Source organism: Streptomyces sp. NPDC056738 (assembly GCF_042790435.1).
Lineage (GTDB): Bacteria > Actinomycetota > Actinomycetes > Streptomycetales > Streptomycetaceae > Streptomyces.
Genome location: NZ_JBHTZF010000007.1, coordinates 446417 through 464790 on the forward strand (window position 1 = coordinate 446417; position 18374 = coordinate 464790).

General features: G+C 72.0%; 16 protein-coding genes. 9 read left to right on the forward strand and 7 right to left on the reverse strand.

The genetic code is table 11. The features are described from left to right. Positions 1-374: 374 nt before the first annotated feature. On the forward strand, positions 375-1730 hold the full coding sequence (locus ACFRIC_RS21350) for a M14 family metallopeptidase (protein ID WP_382787915.1): 1356 nt from the start codon (positions 375-377) through the stop codon (positions 1728-1730). Between the two features lie 81 nt (positions 1731-1811). Here ACFRIC_RS21350 and ACFRIC_RS21355 read toward each other — a convergent pair whose 3' ends face one another. The 5 genes from ACFRIC_RS21355 to ACFRIC_RS21375 form a co-directional block, all read right to left on the reverse strand. Beyond that, positions 1812-2516, reverse strand: a complete 705-nt coding sequence (locus ACFRIC_RS21355) for a hypothetical protein (RefSeq protein WP_382787917.1) — start codon at positions 2514-2516, stop codon at positions 1812-1814. A 64-nt stretch (positions 2517-2580) separates the two neighbouring features. Further along, positions 2581-4065, reverse strand: a complete 1485-nt coding sequence (locus tag ACFRIC_RS21360; protein ID WP_382787919.1) for a GntP family permease — start codon at positions 4063-4065, stop codon at positions 2581-2583. 189 nt (positions 4066-4254) lie between these two features. After that, positions 4255-4665, reverse strand: a complete 411-nt coding sequence (locus tag ACFRIC_RS21365; RefSeq protein ID WP_382787921.1) for a RidA family protein — start codon at positions 4663-4665, stop codon at positions 4255-4257. 7 nt (positions 4666-4672) lie between these two features. Further along, on the reverse strand, positions 4673-5440 hold the full coding sequence (locus ACFRIC_RS21370; protein ID WP_382787923.1) for an IclR family transcriptional regulator: 768 nt from the start codon (positions 5438-5440) through the stop codon (positions 4673-4675). Further along, positions 5437-6480: a sugar kinase gene (locus ACFRIC_RS21375; RefSeq protein ID WP_382788058.1), complete on the reverse strand. Its 1044-nt coding sequence runs from the start codon at positions 6478-6480 to the stop codon at positions 5437-5439. The genes ACFRIC_RS21370 and ACFRIC_RS21375 overlap by 4 nt, the downstream gene beginning before the upstream one ends. A gap of 267 nt (positions 6481-6747) precedes the next feature. Here ACFRIC_RS21375 and ACFRIC_RS21380 point away from each other — a divergent pair, with 267 nt between their 5' ends. After that, positions 6748-8025: an amino acid deaminase gene (locus ACFRIC_RS21380; RefSeq protein WP_382787925.1), complete on the forward strand. Its 1278-nt coding sequence runs from the start codon at positions 6748-6750 to the stop codon at positions 8023-8025. A 116-nt stretch (positions 8026-8141) separates the two neighbouring features. Beyond that, complete coding sequence (locus tag ACFRIC_RS21385; RefSeq protein ID WP_382787927.1) at positions 8142-9770, forward strand: amidohydrolase family protein; 1629 nt, start codon at positions 8142-8144, stop codon at positions 9768-9770. Between the two features lie 20 nt (positions 9771-9790). Here the strand turns inward: ACFRIC_RS21385 and ACFRIC_RS21390 are convergent, their stop codons facing one another. Beyond that, on the reverse strand, positions 9791-10693 hold the full coding sequence (locus ACFRIC_RS21390) for a serine protease (protein WP_382787929.1): 903 nt from the start codon (positions 10691-10693) through the stop codon (positions 9791-9793). Positions 10694-11059: 366 nt separating this feature from the next. Beyond that, positions 11060-11692 carry a hypothetical protein gene (locus tag ACFRIC_RS21395; RefSeq protein ID WP_382787931.1) on the reverse strand — a complete coding sequence of 211 codons (633 nt, stop codon included), beginning with the start codon at positions 11690-11692 and terminating at the stop codon, positions 11060-11062. Positions 11693-11818: 126 nt separating this feature from the next. On the opposite strand from ACFRIC_RS21395, the gene ACFRIC_RS21400 reads away from it, so the two are divergent. The 6 genes from ACFRIC_RS21400 (at position 11819) to ACFRIC_RS21425 (ending at position 18280) form a co-directional block, all read left to right on the forward strand. Further along, positions 11819-13030: a pyridoxal phosphate-dependent aminotransferase gene (locus tag ACFRIC_RS21400; RefSeq protein ID WP_382787933.1), complete on the forward strand. Its 1212-nt coding sequence runs from the start codon at positions 11819-11821 to the stop codon at positions 13028-13030. A 123-nt stretch (positions 13031-13153) separates the two neighbouring features. After that, the gene (locus ACFRIC_RS21405; protein WP_382787935.1) at positions 13154-13603 is read left to right on the forward strand and encodes a hypothetical protein; all 450 of its coding nucleotides are present in this window, start codon (positions 13154-13156) and stop codon (positions 13601-13603) included. 279 nt (positions 13604-13882) lie between these two features. Then, positions 13883-14956, forward strand: coding sequence for a hypothetical protein (locus ACFRIC_RS21410; RefSeq protein WP_382787937.1), 1074 nt, complete (start codon positions 13883-13885; stop codon positions 14954-14956). A gap of 12 nt (positions 14957-14968) precedes the next feature. After that, positions 14969-16144: a toxic anion resistance protein gene (locus ACFRIC_RS21415; RefSeq protein WP_382787939.1), complete on the forward strand. Its 1176-nt coding sequence runs from the start codon at positions 14969-14971 to the stop codon at positions 16142-16144. Continuing rightward, a complete protein-coding gene (locus tag ACFRIC_RS21420; RefSeq protein WP_382787941.1) occupies positions 16141-17685 on the forward strand; it encodes a substrate-binding domain-containing protein in 1545 nt (514 codons plus the stop codon). The genes ACFRIC_RS21415 and ACFRIC_RS21420 overlap by 4 nt, the downstream gene beginning before the upstream one ends. Next, complete coding sequence (locus ACFRIC_RS21425; RefSeq protein ID WP_382787943.1) at positions 17672-18280, forward strand: hypothetical protein; 609 nt, start codon at positions 17672-17674, stop codon at positions 18278-18280. The genes ACFRIC_RS21420 and ACFRIC_RS21425 overlap by 14 nt, the downstream gene beginning before the upstream one ends. The last annotated feature ends 94 nt before the right edge of the window (positions 18281-18374 follow it).

Sequence of the window (18374 nt, forward strand, 5' to 3'; positions counted from 1 at the left end):
CCGCCCCGGCGGGGCCCCCGGGGGGGCCCCCCCCCGCCCCCCCCGCGCCCCCCCCCCCCCGCCCCCCCCCCCCCCCGCCGCCCCCCCCCCGCCCCCCCCCCCCCCCCCCCGGGCCCCCCGGGGCCGGTGCCGTCGCGCACGGCGTACGGCGTACGGCGGACGCGGTCCGTGCCGCCCGACGGGGAGCGGGTTCGGTGCCGTTCGGCGCGGCTGATTCCCGCCGACACCTCTTGGGCATCTCTTGACCTGCTCATGCCAGGGCCTCACCATGAGCGCCACACCCGCACCAGGCACGTCACCTTGCGCCACCCCCCAGCTCCGTTCCCCCACAATTCCGGAGATCCCGGAATTTTCCGGAGAAACAAGGAGACTTCATGCGATTTCGCCCACGTGGCAGTGGCGGCGGGAGCAGAGGCGGCCGTCGCGGCGCCGCCCTCGCCGTTCTCGCGGCCCTCGCTCTCGCGGCTCCCCTGACCGCCACCGCCACCGACGCCACGGCGAACGGGGCCAGGGCCCTCGCGCCCTCGTCCGACGACGTCAGGCAGTACGAGATCCACCAGGGCTCGACCTCCGCCTCCCGGACGCAGATCCAGCGGTCGGGCGTCACCGTGGACGAGGCCGACGCGGAGACCGTCGTCGTCTCGGGCCGCGCCGACCAGATCGCCACACTGCGCCGGCAGGGCTACGACGTCACTCCGCTGGGCTCGGCGCCCGACCGCTCGTCCGGCGGCGTACGGCTCTTCGACTTCCCGACGGCGGACTCGAAGTACCACAACTACGCCGAGATGAACACGGAGATCGACCAGCGGCTCGCGGCCTATCCGGGCATCATGAGCAAGCGGGTGATCGGCAAGTCCTACCAGGGCCGGGACATCGTCGCCATCAAGGTCAGCGACAACGTGGCGACCGACGAGAACGAGCCCGAGGTCCTGCTGACCTTCCACCAGCACGCCCGCGAACACCTCACGGTGGAGATGGCGCTGTATCTGCTGCGCGAGCTCGGGGCCGGCTACGGCAGCGACTCCCGGGTCACGAACATGGTGAACAACCGCGAGATCTGGATCGTCCCCGACCTCAACCCGGACGGCGGCGAGTACGACATCGCGAGCGGCTCGTACCGTTCGTGGCGCAAGAACCGCCAGCCCAACTCCGGCTCCTCGTACGTCGGTACGGACCTGAACCGAAACTGGAACTACAAGTGGGGCTGCTGCGGCGGCTCCTCGTCCTCCAAGTCCTCCGAGACCTACCGCGGCGCGTCGGCCGAGTCCGCGCCCGAGGTGAAGGTGGTCGCGGACTTCGTACGCGGCCGGGTCGTCGGCGGCAAGCAGCAGATCACCGCGGGAATCGACTTCCACACCTACAGCGAGCTGGTGCTCTGGCCGTTCGGGTGGACCACGGCCGACACCGCGACCGGGATGACGGCGGACGACGCCGCCGCGTTCAAGGCCATCGGCCAGAAGATGGCCGCCAGCAACGGGTACACGCCCGAGCAGTCCAGCGATCTGTACATCACCGACGGCTCGATCGACGACTACCTCTGGGGCACCCAGAAGATCTTCGACTACACCTTCGAGATGTACCCGACGTCCAGCTCCGGCGGCGGCTTCTACCCGCCCGACGAGGTCATCGAGCGGGAGACCTCCCGCAACCGGGACGCGGTGCTCCAGCTCCTGGAGAACGCCGACTGCATGTACCGGTCCATCGGCAAGGCCGCCCAGTACTGCTCATAGGGGAGAACACCCCCGCCGGACCGGCCGGGGGCCGGGGATCCGCGCGCCCCACCTGACCGGGCGCGCGGATCCCCGTACCGCTTACGGCTTCTCGGCCTCGGCCTCGGCATCCGCCTTGGCTTCGACGTCCGCCTTGGCCTCGACGTCCGCCTCGGTGTCGACCTCGGCCTCCGTCTCGGTGGCCTGGTCCTCGCCGTCCTCGAAGTAGGCGTCCAGGACGGCGTCGAGCTGCTCCTCCCACTCCTTGAAGCGTGCCCGGGCGTTCGCCTCGATCTCTATCGGATACCAGCGGCGCTCCGGCGTGTGCACCGTGATGGTGAACCGCTTGCCGAAGCGCGGCGACTCCGTCTCGACGGCGCCGATCTCGTCCCAGCGGAACTCCGCCTCCTGGTCGTCCAGGCGCAGCCGGACACCGCTGTGGTCGGCCCGGATCGAGGCACGCCGGTCGGAGGCCTCGAAGACGGGACCGTCGGGGGCGGGTCCGCTCTCCTCCGCGGACCCGGCCTCCCCGTCGGACACGGCCTCCTCCACGGGCTCGGCCTCCTCCGCGATCTCGGTCTCCTCCGCGATCTCGGCGGCGGGCGCCTCGTCGGACGCCGCCTCGTCGGAGACCACGTCGTCGGAGACCGTCCCGTCGGAGACGGTCTCCTCCGCGGTGGCCTCCTCGGTCTCCGCGACCGCGTCCTTCGGCTCCGCCGGGACGGGTGACGTAAGCCCGGGGATGTACGCCGGGTTCACCGCGGCGGCGTCCAGGGGCTGGCTCTTCGAACCTATGCGCTGCTCCACAGCGGGAAGTATGGTCGAAGATCCTGTGCGGGACACAGCCAGGCCCGAATTGGCGATGCCACTGTTACACGAAGAGACTCACGACGGCGGCCACGGCGAACCCGGCGACGGACAGCACCGATTCCAGGACGGTCCAGGTCCTCAGCGTGTCGCGCTCGCTGATGCCGAAGTACTTGGCCACCATCCAGAAGCCGCCGTCGTTGACGTGCGAGGCGAAGATCGAACCCGCCGAGATGGCCATGATGACCAGCGCGACGAAGGCCTGGGAGTGGTCGCCCTCGGTGAGCAGCGGCGCGACGATGCCGGCCGTGGTGACGATCGCGACGGTGGCCGAGCCCTGGGCCACGCGCAGGACCAGCGAGATCAGATAGGCCAGGACGATCACCGGGAGGCCGACGTCGTTGAAGGTGTCGGAGAGCGCCTGGGCGACCCCGCTGGCCTTCAGCACGGCGCCGAAGACGCCGCCCGCGCCGACCACCAGCAGGATGTTGCCGACCGGCTTGAGGGACGAGGTCGACACCTTCTCAAGAGACTTGCGGGACCAGCCGCGTCGGATGCCGAGCAGGTAGTAGGCGAGGACCAGGGCGATGGTCAGGGCCACGAACGGGTGGCCGAAGAACTCGATGACCGAGCGGAGGGTGGAGGGGTCGAGGGCGATCGAGGAGAAGGTGGCCGCGAGGATCAGCACCAGCGGCGTACCGATGATGCCGAGGACCGTGCCGAGCGGCACCGGCTTCTCCTGGGGCTCCACCCCCGACGCCCGCTGTTCCTCGACGACGGCCCGCTTGGCCTCGGCGGCCGCCTCGACCATGTCCTGCGGTACGGGGACGAAGAGGCGCCTGCCGATCCAGGCCGCGTAGACCCAGGCGGCCAGCACGGCGGGGATGCCGCAGACGATGCCCATGAGGACGACCCAGCCGAGCTGGACGTGCAGCAGCCCCGCGGCGGCGACCGGGCCGGGGTGCGGCGGCAGGAAGGCGTGGGTCATCGACAGACCGGCGAGCAGCGGCAGGCAGTAGAGCAGGATGGACTTGCCCGACCGCTTGGCGGCGGCGTAGACGAGCGGCGCGAGGACGAAGATGCCGACGTCGAAGAAGACCGGGATGCCGAAGATCAGGCCGGTCAGGCCCATGGCGAGAGGGGCCCGCTTCTCCCCGAAGAGTCCGAGCAGCCGGGACGCCAACACCTCGGCGCCGCCGCTGACTTCGAGGATCGCGCCGAGCATCGTGCCGAGGCCGATGATGATCGCGACATGGCCGAGGATGCCGCCCATGCCCGACTCGACGACCGAGACCGCGTCGGACCTCTGGACCGTGCCGAACAGTTCCGTGACCGAGAGTCCGGCGGCGAGGCCGACGGCTATGGAGACGGTGAGCAGGGCGACGAACGGCTGGAGCCGGACCTTGATGATCAGGAAGAGGAGGAGCGCGATACCGAGGGCGGCGACCGTGAGCAGACCGGCCGTGCCGTCGAGGAGGAGCAGGAGACCGCCGGTGTGCGGTGGGGCCGGTGGGGCCGGGGCTGTCGCTGCGAGCGGGTACGACGACATGTCGGGGGAGCCTCTTTTTCGTCAGTCCGTGGGGGCTTTCGGGCAGGGCGGATCGCGGTGCGGCTCCCCGTGGGTGGTGGGGTGCCGCACCGTGACGTCGTACGTGGTGCGGGAGTTGCGCGGGTCGCGCCGGATGTGCGGGTCTCGCGGTCGCGCGGGAGTGGCGCGGACGCGGGCCCGGAGGGGACGTCAGCCGAGAACGGCGAGGACGTCGATCTCGACGAGGAGTCCGGCCGGCAGGCCGACGTATACCGTCGTGCGGGCGGCGGGGGGCGCGGTGAGGCCCTGCTCCTCGAAGTACTGGTTGTAGATCTCGTTCATCTCGGCGAAGTGGCCGGTGTCCGTGAGGTAGACCCGGATCATCATCGCGTCGTCCCAGCCGGCGCCGCCCTCTTCGAGGATGGCCTTGACGTTGGCGAGCGTCTGGAGGGTCTGCTCGCGCAGGGTGGGACCGGCGGGCGTCGGGGGCCTGCCCTCCTCGGCGGGCAGGAAGCCGACCTGGCCGGCGACCTGGAGGATGTTCCCCTTCCGCACGCCGTGCGAGAACTTGGCGGGCGGGGTGGTGTGGGTCGAGGGGGTGAGGGCGGTCTTGTCGGTCATGCGGTGATCATTCCTTCGGGTCTTCCTTCGTGGGGGCTTTGCCTGAGTAGTCGCGGCTGATGGCGTCGGCCGTGCGGCGTACCAGCGGGAGCAGGGTGAGGAGTTCCTCGGCGGTGACGACGACGTTGGGCGCGGAGACCGACATGGCGGCGGCGACGCGTCCGTCGGCGCCGCGGACGGGTGCGGCGACGCAGTTGATGGATTCCTCGTGGCCGCCGAGGTCGGTGGCCCAGCCCTGTTCGCGCACCGTCGCCAGTTCCTTGAGGAAGGCGGGGGCGTTCGGGGTCGAACGGGCCGTGTACATCGGGTAGTCGAGCCTGTCGGCGACGGCGCGGCGTTCGGCCTCGGGCAGGTCGGCGAGGAGGAGTTTGGCGACCGCGGCGACGGTGATGGCGACCGGTTTCCCTATGCGCGAGTACATGCGCACCGGGTAGCGGCTCTCCACCTTGTCGATGTACAGGACCTCGTTCTCCTCGTACACGGCGAGGTGGACGGTGTGTCCGCAGCTCTCGTTGAGGCGGACGAGATGGGGGTGGGCGATCTCGCGGACGTCGAGGTTCTCGACGGCCTCCTGGGCGAGGGCGAAGAGGCGGGCGCCGAGCCGGTAGCGCTGGTCGGACTGGCGGTACACCAGGCCGTGTTCGTTCAGGGTGCGCAGCAGGCGCAGGGCCGTGGACTTGTGGACGCCGAGGCGGTCGGCGACCTGGCCGAGGTCGGCGGGGCCCTCGGCGAGCAGCGGCAGGATGCTCAGCGCTCGGTCGACGGTCTGGCTCATGGCGTACGTACCTCCTCGACGGCCCGTGGGTCGGCTTCGGTCCAGCCGGGGCCGAGACGAAGTGTCTCCCAGGCACGGTCGTCGAGAGCCGCCAGCCGGTCGGCGAGCCCCCGGGCGGGCGGCTCGGCGAGGTCGCCCGGGACGGTGAGGGCGGCGGCGGCCGTCAGGTGGCCGTGCCGCAGGCGGTCGCGGGCGGGCAGGCCGCGCAGGGTGGCGGAGAGGAACCCGGCGGCGAAGGCGTCGCCGGCGCCGACGGCCGCGACGACGTCCACCCCGAGGGCCCGGACGAAGGTGGCGGTGCCGGTCGGGTCCTCGGTCCCCTCGGGCGCCTCCGTGCCGGACCCGTCGAACACGACGGCTCCGTCCCCGCCGTACTTGACGACCAGGACGTCCGGTTCGGGCAGTGCCGCGCGGATCGCGCGCGCTCCGCGCAGTCCCCAGGCGTCGCGGGCCTCGTCGTCGCCGACGAAGACGATGTCGGCGCGGCGCGCGAGGTCGAGCAGGACGTGCGGCCCCTCGGGGTGGCCGCGCCACAGCCCCGGGCGGTGGTTGACGTCGAAGGAGACCAGGGGACGGCCGGTCCGGGGGGCGGTCAGTTCGCGCATCAGGTCGAGACAGCCCTCGGAGAGCGCGGCGGTGATGCCGGAGAGGTGGAGCACGCGGCCGGAGCGGGCGGCGGCCAGGTCCGTGTTCCCCGCCGTCATGGCCGAGGCGGCGGACCCGGCCCGGTAGTAGGCGACTTCGTGGGCGTCGGTCGCCCGGTCGCCCGCGGTGCGGAAGTAGACGCCGGTGGGCCGGCCGGGGTCCCGGCGCACGGCGGAGGTGTCGACGCCGTACGCGCCGATCGCCTCCACGAGGTGGTCGCCGAAGCCGTCGGCGCCGACCCGGCCGACCCAGCGGGCGGAGTGACCGGAGCGGGCGAGCACGCAGGCGACGTTCGACTCGGCGCCGCCGATCCCCCGCTCGAAGGACGGCACGTCGGCGAGGCGTCCGGGGCGCGTGGGCAGGAAGGTGACCATGGACTCGCCGAGCGCCACCACGTCGACGGCGTCGGTGCCGGTGCCGGTGACGGTGTCGGTGCCGACGACCGTGCCGGTGCCGGCGGCGGTCTCGGTGCCGGCGTCCGGGGACACGGCACCCGTGGGTCCGTTGCTGCTCACGGTGGTCGGGGCTCCTCGCTCTGGCGGCCCACGGCGGCGAACGGCACCGTTGACCCTGCGTCGGCTGGGATGTTAGACAGCAGCGAACGACATACGCAATGAGCGTTGCACATGATGCAACACGACCGAACAGGCCGAGGAGGCCCCATGAGCGCCGACACCGCCGCCGCACCCCTGGCCGCTCTCGCGGCGGAGCGCGTCGACCACCGTTTCAAGGGCCTGCCGCCGGACGCCGACGGCCTGAGCGTCGGCGAGTTGGCCGCCCAGCGCCGCAACCTCTTCACGGACGGCTTCACCACCCCCGTCCTCGCCCTCTCCGCCGAGCGCCTGACCCACAACCTCGAACTCATGGAGACGTACGCCGACCGGCACGGCCTCTCCTTCGCCCCGCACGGCAAGACGTCCATGGCGCCCCAGCTCTTCTGGCGGCAGATCGAGCACGGCGCCTGGGGCATCACCCTGGCGGTCCCCCACCAGGTGCGGGTGGCCCGGGAGTTCGGCATCGACCGGATCTTCCTCGCGAACGAACTCGTCGACCCCGCGGCCCTGCGCTGGATTGCCGCCGAACTCGCCGCGGACCCGGACTTCCGTTTCGTCTGTTACGTCGACTCGGTGCGCGGGGTGGAACTGATGGACGCCGCGCTGCGCGGGAGCGCCCGCCCGGTGGACGTCGTCGTCGAACTCGCCGCGGGAGAGGGCGCCCGTACCGGCGCGCGGACGGAGGAGGACTGCGCGGCCGTCGCCGACGCCGTGGCGGCGACCGGGACGCTGCGGCTGGCCGGGGTCGCCGGGTACGAGGGGGAGGTGCCGGACGCGAACCCCGAGCGGGTGCACGCCTGGCTGCGGCGGCTGACCGCGCTGGCGGCGGCCTTCGACGGCGCCGGGCGGTTCAAGGACGTCGACACGATCGTCGTCAGCGCGGGCGGCAGCGCCTGGTTCGACGCGGTCGCCGACGTCTTCGCCGAGATCCCCGAACTCTCGCTGCCCGTCCTGAAACTGCTGCGCTCCGGCGCCTACGTCTCGCACGACGACGGCCACTACCGCAGGCTCACGCCGTTCGCCCGGGTCCCGCGGGAGGGCTCCCTGCACCCGGCCTTCCGCCTCTGGTCCCAGGTCGTCTCGCGGCCCTCCCCCGAACAGGCCTTCACCAACGCCGGCAAGCGGGACGCGGCCCACGACCTCGATCTGCCCGTCGCCCAGGTCGTGCGCCGGGGCGGGGCCGAGCGTCCGGCGGACGGCATCGAGGTGAGCAAGCTCTCCGACCAGCACGCCTGGCTGCGCACGGAGCCCGGGGCGGACCTGGAGGTCGGCGACTGGGTCGGCATGGGCCTGTCCCATCCGTGCACGTCCTTCGACAAGTGGCAGCTCATCCCACTGGTCGAGGCGGACGGCACGGTCGTCGACTACGTCCGTACGTTCTTCTAGACGTCCCCGCGCCCCCTTCCCTCCGAGGAATCCGTACGCCCTTCCTCATTCCGAGGAGTCCGTACCCCCCTGTTCCCTCCGAAGATCTCCAGCCCCACCGAGACGGGAGTCGCCCCATGGACCACGCCGACCTGGTCCTCCAGGACGTGGACGTCGCCGACGGCAGCGGCGCGCCGACGTATCGCGCGGACGTGGCCGTCAAGGGCGGCCGGATCGTCGCGATCGTCAAGGAGGCCGCGGCGGCCGGCTGCCAACGGCCGCGCGGCACGAGGGAACTGGACGCGGAGGGCCTGGTACTGGCCCCCGGCTTCATCGACATGCACGCGCACAGCGATCTCGCGCTGCTGCGGGACCCGGACCACAGCGCGAAGGCCGCCCAGGGCGTGACGCTCGAAGTCATCGGCCAGGACGGCCTGTCGTACGCGCCGGTCGACGACCGTACGCTCGCCGAGGTCCGCCGGACGATCACCGGCTGGAACGGCCACGGCGACGACATCGACTTCGACTGGCGTTCCGTGGGCGAGTACCTGGACCGGCTCGACCACGGCTTCGACGGCGAGGGCATCGCGGTCAACGCCGCCTACCTCGTCCCCCAGGGCACCGTCCGCATGCTCGCCGTCGGCTGGGAGGACCGCGAGGCGACCCCCCGGGAGCTGGACCGGATGCGGCGGTTGGTGGCGGACGGGCTGCGGGAGGGCGCGGTCGGCATGTCCTCGGGACTGACGTACACGCCGGGGATGTATGCCCGGGACTCCGAACTCACCGCGCTGTGCCGGGTGGTGGCGGAGCACGGCGGCTACTACTGCCCGCACCACCGCTCGTACGGGGCGGGCGCGCTGGAGGCGTACGAGGAGATGGTGGCACTCACCCGCGAGGCCGGCTGTCCGCTCCATCTCGCCCACGCCACCATGAACTTCGGGGTGAACGAGGGCAGGGCGCCGGAACTCCTCGCCCTGCTGGACAAGGCGCTGGAGCGGGGTGCCGACATCACCCTCGACACCTATCCGTACACCCCGGGGTGCACCACCCTCGCGGCGATGCTGCCGAGCTGGGCGGGCGAGGGCGGCCCGGAGGCGGTGCTCGCCCGGCTGCGGGACGACGACACCGCCGAACGGGTCCGGCATCACATGGAGGTCGTGGGCGCCGACGGCTGCCACGGCGTGCCCATCGCGTGGGACACGATCGAGATCTCGGGGGTGAACGACCCCGGGCTCGGTACGTACGTCGGCCGGACCGTCCGGGAGTCGGCCGACCTGCGCGGCGAGGAACCCTGGACCACCGCCCGGCGGCTGCTGGTCGAGGACCGGCTCGGTCCCACGATCCTGCAACACGTCGGTCACGAGGAGAACGTCCGGGCGATCATGCGTCACCCGGTGCACACCGGCGGCTCGGACGGCATCCTGCACGGCACCAAACCGCATCCGCGCGCCTACGGCACCTTCCCGCACTACCTGGGCCGCTACGTACGGGAGTTGGGCGTCCTGACGCTGGAGGAGTGCGTCGCCCATCTCACCGGCAGGCCCGCCGCCCGGCTGCGGCTGCCCGACCGCGGTCTCGTCCGCGAGGGGTACCGCGCCGACCTGGTCCTCTTCGACCCGGCGACGGTCGCGGCGGGCTCGACGTTCGCGGAGCCGCGCACCCTGCCCACCGGCATCCCGCACGTCCTGATCGACGGGCGGTTCGTCGTCGAGGACGGGCGCCGGACGGACGTGCTGGCGGGACGGGCGGTCCGCCGGACGACGTGACCGCCCGCCCTCCCGCGGTGTTACGGCTTGGGCAGGACGCACCCGCTCCGGGTCAGGTCGAGCTTGTTGCCCGTCGTGAAGCAGGCCGGGATCTGGTAGGTCTCCTCGGCGTAGTTGATGCCCTGGCGGACGGTGACGGTGCCGTTCGCGTCGACCTCGCAGGGGTTGTTCACCGTGCAGCGTTCGCCGTCCTCGTTGCCGGTGTTGTTGACGGCGACGACCTTGCCGGTGGACTGGTCGACGACCGGCGAGCCCGAGGTGCCGCCGATGGTCTGGCAGGCGGAGGTGTAGCGGACCGAGTCCTTCCAGGTCCAGCCCCCCTCCTTCAGGCGGTACACGAACCCGTCGACGTTGCAGCTGTAGAGGCGCTTCCAGTAGCCGGAGGCCACCGTGATGGCGGTGCCGGCGACCGGGTGCGTGTCCTGCACGGTCAGCGCGCTGATGCCGTACGAGTTCTTGATGGTCGCGTAGGTGCTGGTGAGCTGGTAGATCGTGATGTCCGTGTCGGTCATGGTCGAGTACGCGACCTTGCTCGCGCGCAGGGTCGCGACCCTGGTGCCCGCAGAGTTGAGCAGGCCGAAGGTCCGGCTGGACGACTGGCCGACGATCACCTCACCGGGGTCCGGGAAACCGGTCTCCAGGCAGTGGCCGTTGGAGAGCACGAGCGCCGGGTCGGTGTCCGCCGAGTTGGGGAAGCGGATGACCGAACCGGAGCAGTTGCTGAGCGAGACGGTCCCGGCGAGGCTGACGGCCTTCAAGGTGGGCGCCGCCTGGGTGCCGGCGGCGTCGACGGAGGCCCGGACGTGCGCGGGAGCCGCGTGGGACGCGGGTACGGCGTGGGGAGCGGGTGCCGCGACCGCGGGTGCCGCGCCCGCCCCGGACAGCACCAGGGCGAAGACTGCGGCGACGAGAGGCTTTCTCATGTGGGGGTCCCCTCTTGCGACTTGGGGCGGCCGGAGGTCGTCCGTCCGCCTTCCGCTGACCGGAGGTCTTCCGGCCAGTTGTTGTCATGCGCATTGTGAGGGGAGAGGGAAAAGTGAACAAGGAGCGGTTTCCGGCCTGGAGTGCCGGAAACGGCGTATGTCGCCTCGGCGCCGTACGCCGCGCAGGCGATGTGCGCCGCATCGGCACGGCGGAGGAGGAGCGCCCCACGGCGGAGGAGGAGCGCCCCACGCGTGGCGGCCCGACAGGCCGGGAACCGGTCGAGGGTTCCCGTCCGGAGCCCCGGCCCCGGCTCTCACCGGGCAGCCGGGAATCGCCGGACAGCCCTTGGTGCCCTGACCCTGGCCCTACCCCCAGCCGCCGTGCCCGTGGCCGTGGCCGTGGCGTCCGGTGGGGCTCGTCGTCGACGGGGTCGGGGCGGGGGCGGAGGTCGTGGGCGCCGTGGACCTGCTCGCGCTCGGGCTCGCGGAGGCACTCGGGGACGCGGACGCGCTCCGGGAGGCGGTGCCCGTGCTCGCGGACGCGAGGGTCGAGGCGGACACCGACGGGGCGGCCGGCACCACGGGCACGTCGGTGGCCGACGGCCGCGCCGAGGAGGCGTCCGGTTCCGCGGGGCCGGTCGCCAGGCGCACGGGCTCGGACGTCCGCGAGGGCGCGCCGTCGCCGGACCCGTCGGCCGCGCCGGAGTCGAGGGCGGCCAGGGTGACGACACCGAGGACGACGGCGACGGCCGCGCCCCCGGCCACGACGATGCGCCGCTTGTTCCGGGCACGCCTGCGGTGCCGGGTCCGCTGCTGCTGCCGCCCGGCGCCGCCGACGACGGGCAGGGCGGTCGTCTCGTCGCCGTCCGTGTACGCCTTCCGCCAGCCGTGCGCCTCGGCGGGATCGGCGTACGCCTCGTAGGCCAAAGGCGTGTCCTCGTCGCTCTGCGGGAGGTACACCGTCGGCCGGGCTTCGGGATCTCCGGACTGCCAGGACATGATCGCGCATTCTAGGGATCACCTGGGGGTTCGGCGCAGCCGAAGGACAAAGATGCCGGAACCGACACGTCGCACGTGGTGAAAAACACGCCCCGGCGTACGGCGGGCGGTCGTAAGCTCACGGGCATGCAGGTGATCCAGTCCACGAAGCTCGCCAACGTCTGCTACGAGATCCGGGGTCCGGTTCTTGAGGAGGCGATGCGGCTCGAAGCAGCCGGTCACCGCATCCTCAAGCTCAACACGGGCAACCCGGCCGCGTTCGGGTTCGAGTGCCCGCCGGAGATCCTCGAGGACATCCTCCGCAACGTCTCCTCGGCGCACGGCTACGGCGACGCCAAGGGCCTGCTCGCCGCCCGTCGCGCGGTCGTCATGCACAACCAGACCCTGGGCATCGAGACGGACGTCGACCACGTCTTCATCGGCAACGGCGTCTCCGAGCTCATCGTGATGGCGATGCAGGCGCTGCTGGACGACGGCGACGAGGTGCTCGTACCGGCGCCCGACTACCCGCTGTGGACCGCGGCTGTCTCCCTGTCCGGCGGCACGGCCGTGCACTACCGCTGCGACGAGCAGTCCGACTGGATGCCCGATCTCGCGGACGTGGAGCGGAAGATCACCGACCGCACCAAGGCGATCGTCATCATCAACCCGAACAACCCGACGGGCGCGGTCTACGACGACGCGATGCTCCGGGGGCTGACGGACATCGCCCGGCGGCACAACCTGCTGGTCTGCTCCGACGAGATCTACGACAAGATCCTGTACGACGGTGTCACGCACACCGCGACCGCCAAGATCGCCCCCGATCTGCTCACCCTCACCTTCAACGGCATGTCGAAGGCGTACCGGGTGGCGGGCTACCGCGTCGGCTGGATGTCCGTCTCGGGGCCGCGCGCGCACGCCGCGTCCTACATCGAGGGACTGACGATCCTCGCGAACATGCGACTGTGCGCGAACATGCCGGGGCAGCACGGCGTGGTGGCCGCGCTCAGCGGGCGCCAGACGATCAACGACCTGGTCCTGCCGGGCGGGCGTCTGAAGGAGCAGCGGGACGTCGCCCACGAACTGCTGACGCAGATCCCGGGTGTGACCTGCGTGAAGCCGAAGGGGGCGCTGTACCTCTTCCCGCGCCTCGACCCGAAGGTCTTCAAGGTCAAGGACGACCGGCAGATGGTGCTCGATCTGCTGCGGGCCGAGAAGATCATGGTCGTCCAGGGGACGGGCTTCAACTGGCCCGAGCCGGACCACTTCCGGGTCGTCACCCTGCCGACGGTCGCGGATCTGACGGACGCGGTGACCCGGATCGGCTCGTTCCTGGACGGCTACGGCCAGCCGTGACACCCGCCGGGACGCGGCCCGCGCTCACCCTGTGTGTGCGTGGCGTCCCAGTATGCGAACCAGCTCAACTTTAGACGAAATCCAAGCTAGGATGGCTTCCTGTCAGGCACAGGAGGCCATTCCATGTACGAACCGATCCGGTCGAAGTCGGTCCACACGACGGTCGGCGCCCCCTCCTCCGACTTCCCCCACCGGTCGCGCGAGGAGGAGCTGGACATCCAGCTCGCCGGCCACCTCGCGGCACTGCTCGCCGTCACGGACGAGATCCGCGCGCTCGCCCCGTCCGCCGACCTGGACGCGGGCGCCGAGCGGCTGACCCAGCAGGTGAGCCGGCTGCGCGGCGGCGCCCCGCTCCGCTCGCAGGCCGCCCCGGCCGCCCCGGAGGCCGGCGAGTCCCACCTGTCGGCCCTCCACCGGCGGGCCCACGCCCTGGCGGGCCGTGCCCTGGTCGTCGCGGCCTCCCGCGCCGACACGGCCGCGGCGATCCTCTCCGCCGAGCGGATGGACGCCCACGCCTCCGCCTCCGCCGCCCCCTCCGCCACCGCAGAACCCCGCGAGCTGGCCACCCACTGACACCCCCGGCCCTCGCCGTCCGCCCGGCCTCCGGGCCGGACCTCCGGCCTCCGGGCCACCCCCTCGGGCCGCTGGCCCGAGGCCCCGTACGGCCCCGGTCCGCGCGTCTTCGAAGTGACGCGCGGACCGGGCGCCACGCCCACCCGTCCATCCGTGACAGGCCCCGCGCCGGCCGGGTAGCGGCGGCCTCTCCTCCGGTTGCGTACCGGGACCCGGTGGTCACCCCGTGTTCACCCCCGGGGACGGGGAACGTTGGATTCCGAGGTGCACGCTCCAGGCGTGAGACGCATCGCGGGAATCGTCCTGGCGGTCCTGCTGATCGGCGGAGTGGCAGCAGCCGTCGTCGCAGGCCGCACTGGTCAGGACAAGGGCACGGCAACGAAGACCGTGCGAGGAGTGATCGGTTCGGAGAAGGCGGAGTTCTTCTCCGATCCGGATGTGGTGAAGGCCCTCGCCGCCAAGGGCTACACCGTGAAGACGGAGACCTCCGGGTCCTGGGCCATGGACGGCCTGGAACTCAAGGGGTACGACTTCGCCTTCCCTTCCAGCCAGGCCCCGGCCGACGAGCTCGCGGACAAGTACCACGTCCGTCAGCCGCTGCCCCGGCCCTTCTACTCGCCCCTGGTCGTGGTGGCCCACCGCAGCGCGGCCGAGGTCCTCGCCGCCAACGGACTGGCCACCCTCGACAAGAACACCGGCACGCTGAGGATGGCCGCCTACCTCGACGCGGCCGAGCACGGCCGGACCTGGCAGCAGCTCAAGGGCGCCTCGGCCCACGGTGAGCTGACCGGCACGCTGTACGTCGCCACCACCGACCCGGAGACCTCCAACTCCGGCGCCCTCTACCTCGCCGCGGCGTCCTACGTCGCCGACGGCGGGCGGGTGGCCACGGACGACGCCGCCGTCGGCCGCACCGCGTCCCTGATGCACCGGCTCATCAGTGTCCAGGGCGCCCAGCAGCCCAGCACCGACGCCGCGTTCGGCGACTTCGTCAGCGGCGCGGGCAACCCGCTCGTCTTCGTCTACGAGTCACAGGTCGCCGCGCTGCTCACCCAGGGCAAGGACACCGGAGACCTCACGGTCCTCTACCCGGACACCACCGCCAACAGCGACCACACGGTCGTACCGCTCACGCCCGAGGGCCGCGCGCTGGGTGAACTCCTCAGCACCGACCCGGCGTTGCGCCGCCTGGCCGTCCGGCACGGCTTCCGTCCGCAGGGCGCCGGAGCCGAGTTCACGGCGGCCACCGCAGGCCGTGCCACCTATCTCAATCAGAAGCTGACCGGCGTCCGGCAGGCGCCCGTGCCCGCCTACAAGGTGCTGCACGAGATGGCGCGCCGGGCCGGGAACTAGGGGGAAGAGAACATGAGCAGCACCGAAGACACGTTCACCCTCACACCGCCCGAGGCCGTGGCCCCCGTGCCCCGCGAGAAGGCGGGCGGGCTCGTCCCCGTCGACCCGGGGGTGCAGGACGAGATGGCGCGCCGGGCCGCGGAGTACATCGAGGGACTCGCCGTCCTGGACGCCCGCTCCCCCGAGTTCGCCGGCAAGGTCGGGGAGATCGCCGGCCTCGGGGCCACCGAGATGCGCGGCGCCGCCGCCCAGTCGAACCGCATGCTGGAGCGCACGATCCGCAGCCTGCCCTCCAAGGGCGAGGACGCGCAGTCGCACGTCGCCGGCTCACTCGTCGAACTCCGGCGCGTGGTCGAGGACCTGGACCCGCGCGACCTGTCCGCGAGCAAGGGCAGGAAGTTCCTGTCCCGGCTGCCGGGCGGCAACAAGCTGCGCGACCACGTCGCCAAGTACGCCTCCGCGCAAGGCACGTTGAACAAGATCGTCGGCTCGCTGCGCGGCGGCCAGGACGAACTGCGCCGGGACAACGCGGCGCTTCAGACCGAACGCGTCCGGCTCTGGGAGACGATGGGCAAGCTCCAGGAGTACGTCGTGCTCACCCAGGCCCTGGACGGCGCGGTGGAGGCGCACATCGCGGGAGTCGACGCCGCCGACCCCGCGCAGGCCGACACGCTCCGCTCCGACGTGCTCTTCCCCGTCCGGCAGAAGCACCAGGACCTGCTCACCCAGCTCGCGGTGTGCGCCCAGGGCTATCTGGCGATGGACGTGGTCCGGCGCAACAACGACGAACTCATCAAGGGCGTCGACCGCGCGGCCACCACCACCGTCTCCGCGCTGCGCATCTCCGTCATGCTCGCCTCCGCCCTCGACAACCAGCGCAAGGTCGTCGAGCAGGTCAACGCCCTGCGCGGCACGACGGAGGACCTGATCCGCGGCAACGCCGAGATGCTGTCCACCCAGAGCGGGGAGATCCAGCGCATCGCCGCCGACCCGGCCGTCGGCGCCGAGACGCTGCGGACCGCCTTCCAGGAGATCTACCGCACCCTCGACGCGATCGACACGTACAAGGTCAGGGCGACCGAGACGATGGCCGCGACCGTTGAGTCCCTGACCTCCGAACTCCAGAACGCCGGAGCCTACCTGGAGCGCAGCCGCACGCGGGGCGCCCTGGAAGGCGGGCAGGGATGAGAGCGCTCCGACAGGCGGCGGCCGGCGCCGTCGCCCTGCTCGCCCTGACGGCCTGCACGGCCCAGGGGGACGCGCCGTCCGGGGACGACGGGAAGCCGCGGAGCGGCACCCTGCGGGTCCTCGCCTCCAGCGAACTCGGCGACATGAAGCCGGTGCTCGACCGGATCGAGCGGGACACCGGCATCAAGGTCAGACCCACCTACATGGGCACCCTCGCCGCCGTGGACCTGATCGCGCGGGGCGCTTCGGACGACCGCTACGACGCCCTGTGGCTGTCCTCCAACGCCTATCTGCATCTGCGTCCCGAGGCCGCGAGGAAGGTCGTCTCGGAGACCCCCGTCATGTCGAGCCCGGTGGCCATCGGCGTGAAGCCGGCCACGGTACGGGCCCTCGGCTGGAAGCCGGAGGACGTCACCTGGTCGCAGGTGGAGAAGGCCGTGGCGGACGGCGACCTCACGTACGGCATGACCGATCCGGCGCGCTCCAACTCCGGCTTCTCCACCCTGATCTCGGTGGCCTCCGCGCTGTCCGGCGCCCAGTCGGCGCTCACGGACGCCGACGTGGCCGAGGCGACTCCCCGGCTGCGCGAGTTCTTCAAGGGACAGAAACTCACGTCGGGTTCGTCGGGCTGGCTGGCCACCGCCTACGAACACCGCGGCACCGTCGACGCCCTGCTCAACTACGAGTCCGTCCTCAAGGGCGTGAAGGGTCTGACCGTCATCCGCCCGCGCGACGGCGTCGTGACGGCCGACTATCCGCTCTCCTCCCTCGCCGCGTCCTCCACGGACACCCGCGACGACGTCAAGCGCCTCGCCGAGGCGCTGCGCGCGCCGGCCGCCCAGAAGCTGATCACCGAGCGGACGCACCGCCGCCCGGTCGTCGCCTCCGTCGCCCCGGCGGCCGGACTCGACACCGGACGACGGCGTGAACTCCCCTTCCCCGGCAGCCGGTCGGTGGCCGACCACCTCCTCGACTCCTACGAGAACAAGCTGCGCCGGCCGTCCCGGACGGTGTACGTCCTCGACACCTCGGGCTCGATGGAAGGCGACCGCCTCGACCGGCTCAAGAAGTCCCTGGGCGATCTGACGGGCGACTTCCGCGACCGCGAGGAGGTGACGCTCATGCCGTTCGGCTCCCAGGTCAAGAGCGTCAGCACGCATGTGGTCCGCCCCGAGAACCCGAAGGCCGGGATCGACGCCATCCGCGAGGACACCCGCGCGCTGAGCGCCGACGGCGACACCGCGATCTACACCTCGCTGGAGAAGGCGTACGAGCATCTGGGCGCCGACGACGACACGTTCACCTCGATCGTGCTGATGACGGACGGCGAGAACACCAAGGGGGCGAGCCCCTCCGACTTCGACGACTTCTACGGCCGGCTGCCCGGCGACCGGCGGGAGATCCCGGTCTTCCCGATCCTGTTCGGCGACTCCGACCGCGGGGAGCTCCAGCACATCGCCGACCTGACCGGCGGCCGTCTCTTCGACGCCCGAAAGGGCTCGCTCGACGGCGCCTTCGAGGAGATCCGTGGCTACCAATAAGCTCCTCGGCTTCCTCGAATCGCGCAAGAACCTCACCGGCAGCGCGTGCGGGATCGCCGGACTCGCGCTGACCTTCACCGGTCTCGCGGGCCCGTACTGGCCGGTCGTCGTGGCGGGTCTGTACGGCGCGGGCGCGCTGATCGCGCCGCCGGAGCGCCCGGCGCCGCCCGACTTCCCCGACCCCTCCGCCCAACTGGCCGAGCTGCGCGTCGACTTCGGCAAGCTGCGGGAGTACCTGGACGGCGTCGAGCTGCCTCCGGCGGCGGCCGGCCGGCTCACCGAGCTGACCGAGGTCCTCACCGCCCTGCTCGACCCGGGCTGGGTCGCCGAGATCCTCGCCCAGGACCCCGAGGGCGTGCACGCCCTGTCGCGTGCCGTACGCCAGGACATCCCGGAAGCGGTCGACACCTTCGTCCGTACCCGGTGGTGGACCCGGCTGGCCCCCGGCACCGAGCCGCCGGAGCGCCATCTGGAGCGTCAGCTCACCGTGCTCCAAGAGGAGTCGGACCGGCTCGCCGCGGCCCTGCGCGAGACGGAGGCGCGGCGCCAGGAGTCCCACACCCGCTACCTGGAGGACCGCGGCCGCTCGCAGTGACGGAGGCGGCCCCCGGCGCGCCGCCCAGGTCACCACGACGGCCACGCACGGTCCCCGGCGGCTCCGGGGCACCGGCGGCTCGGGCGGCTCAAGC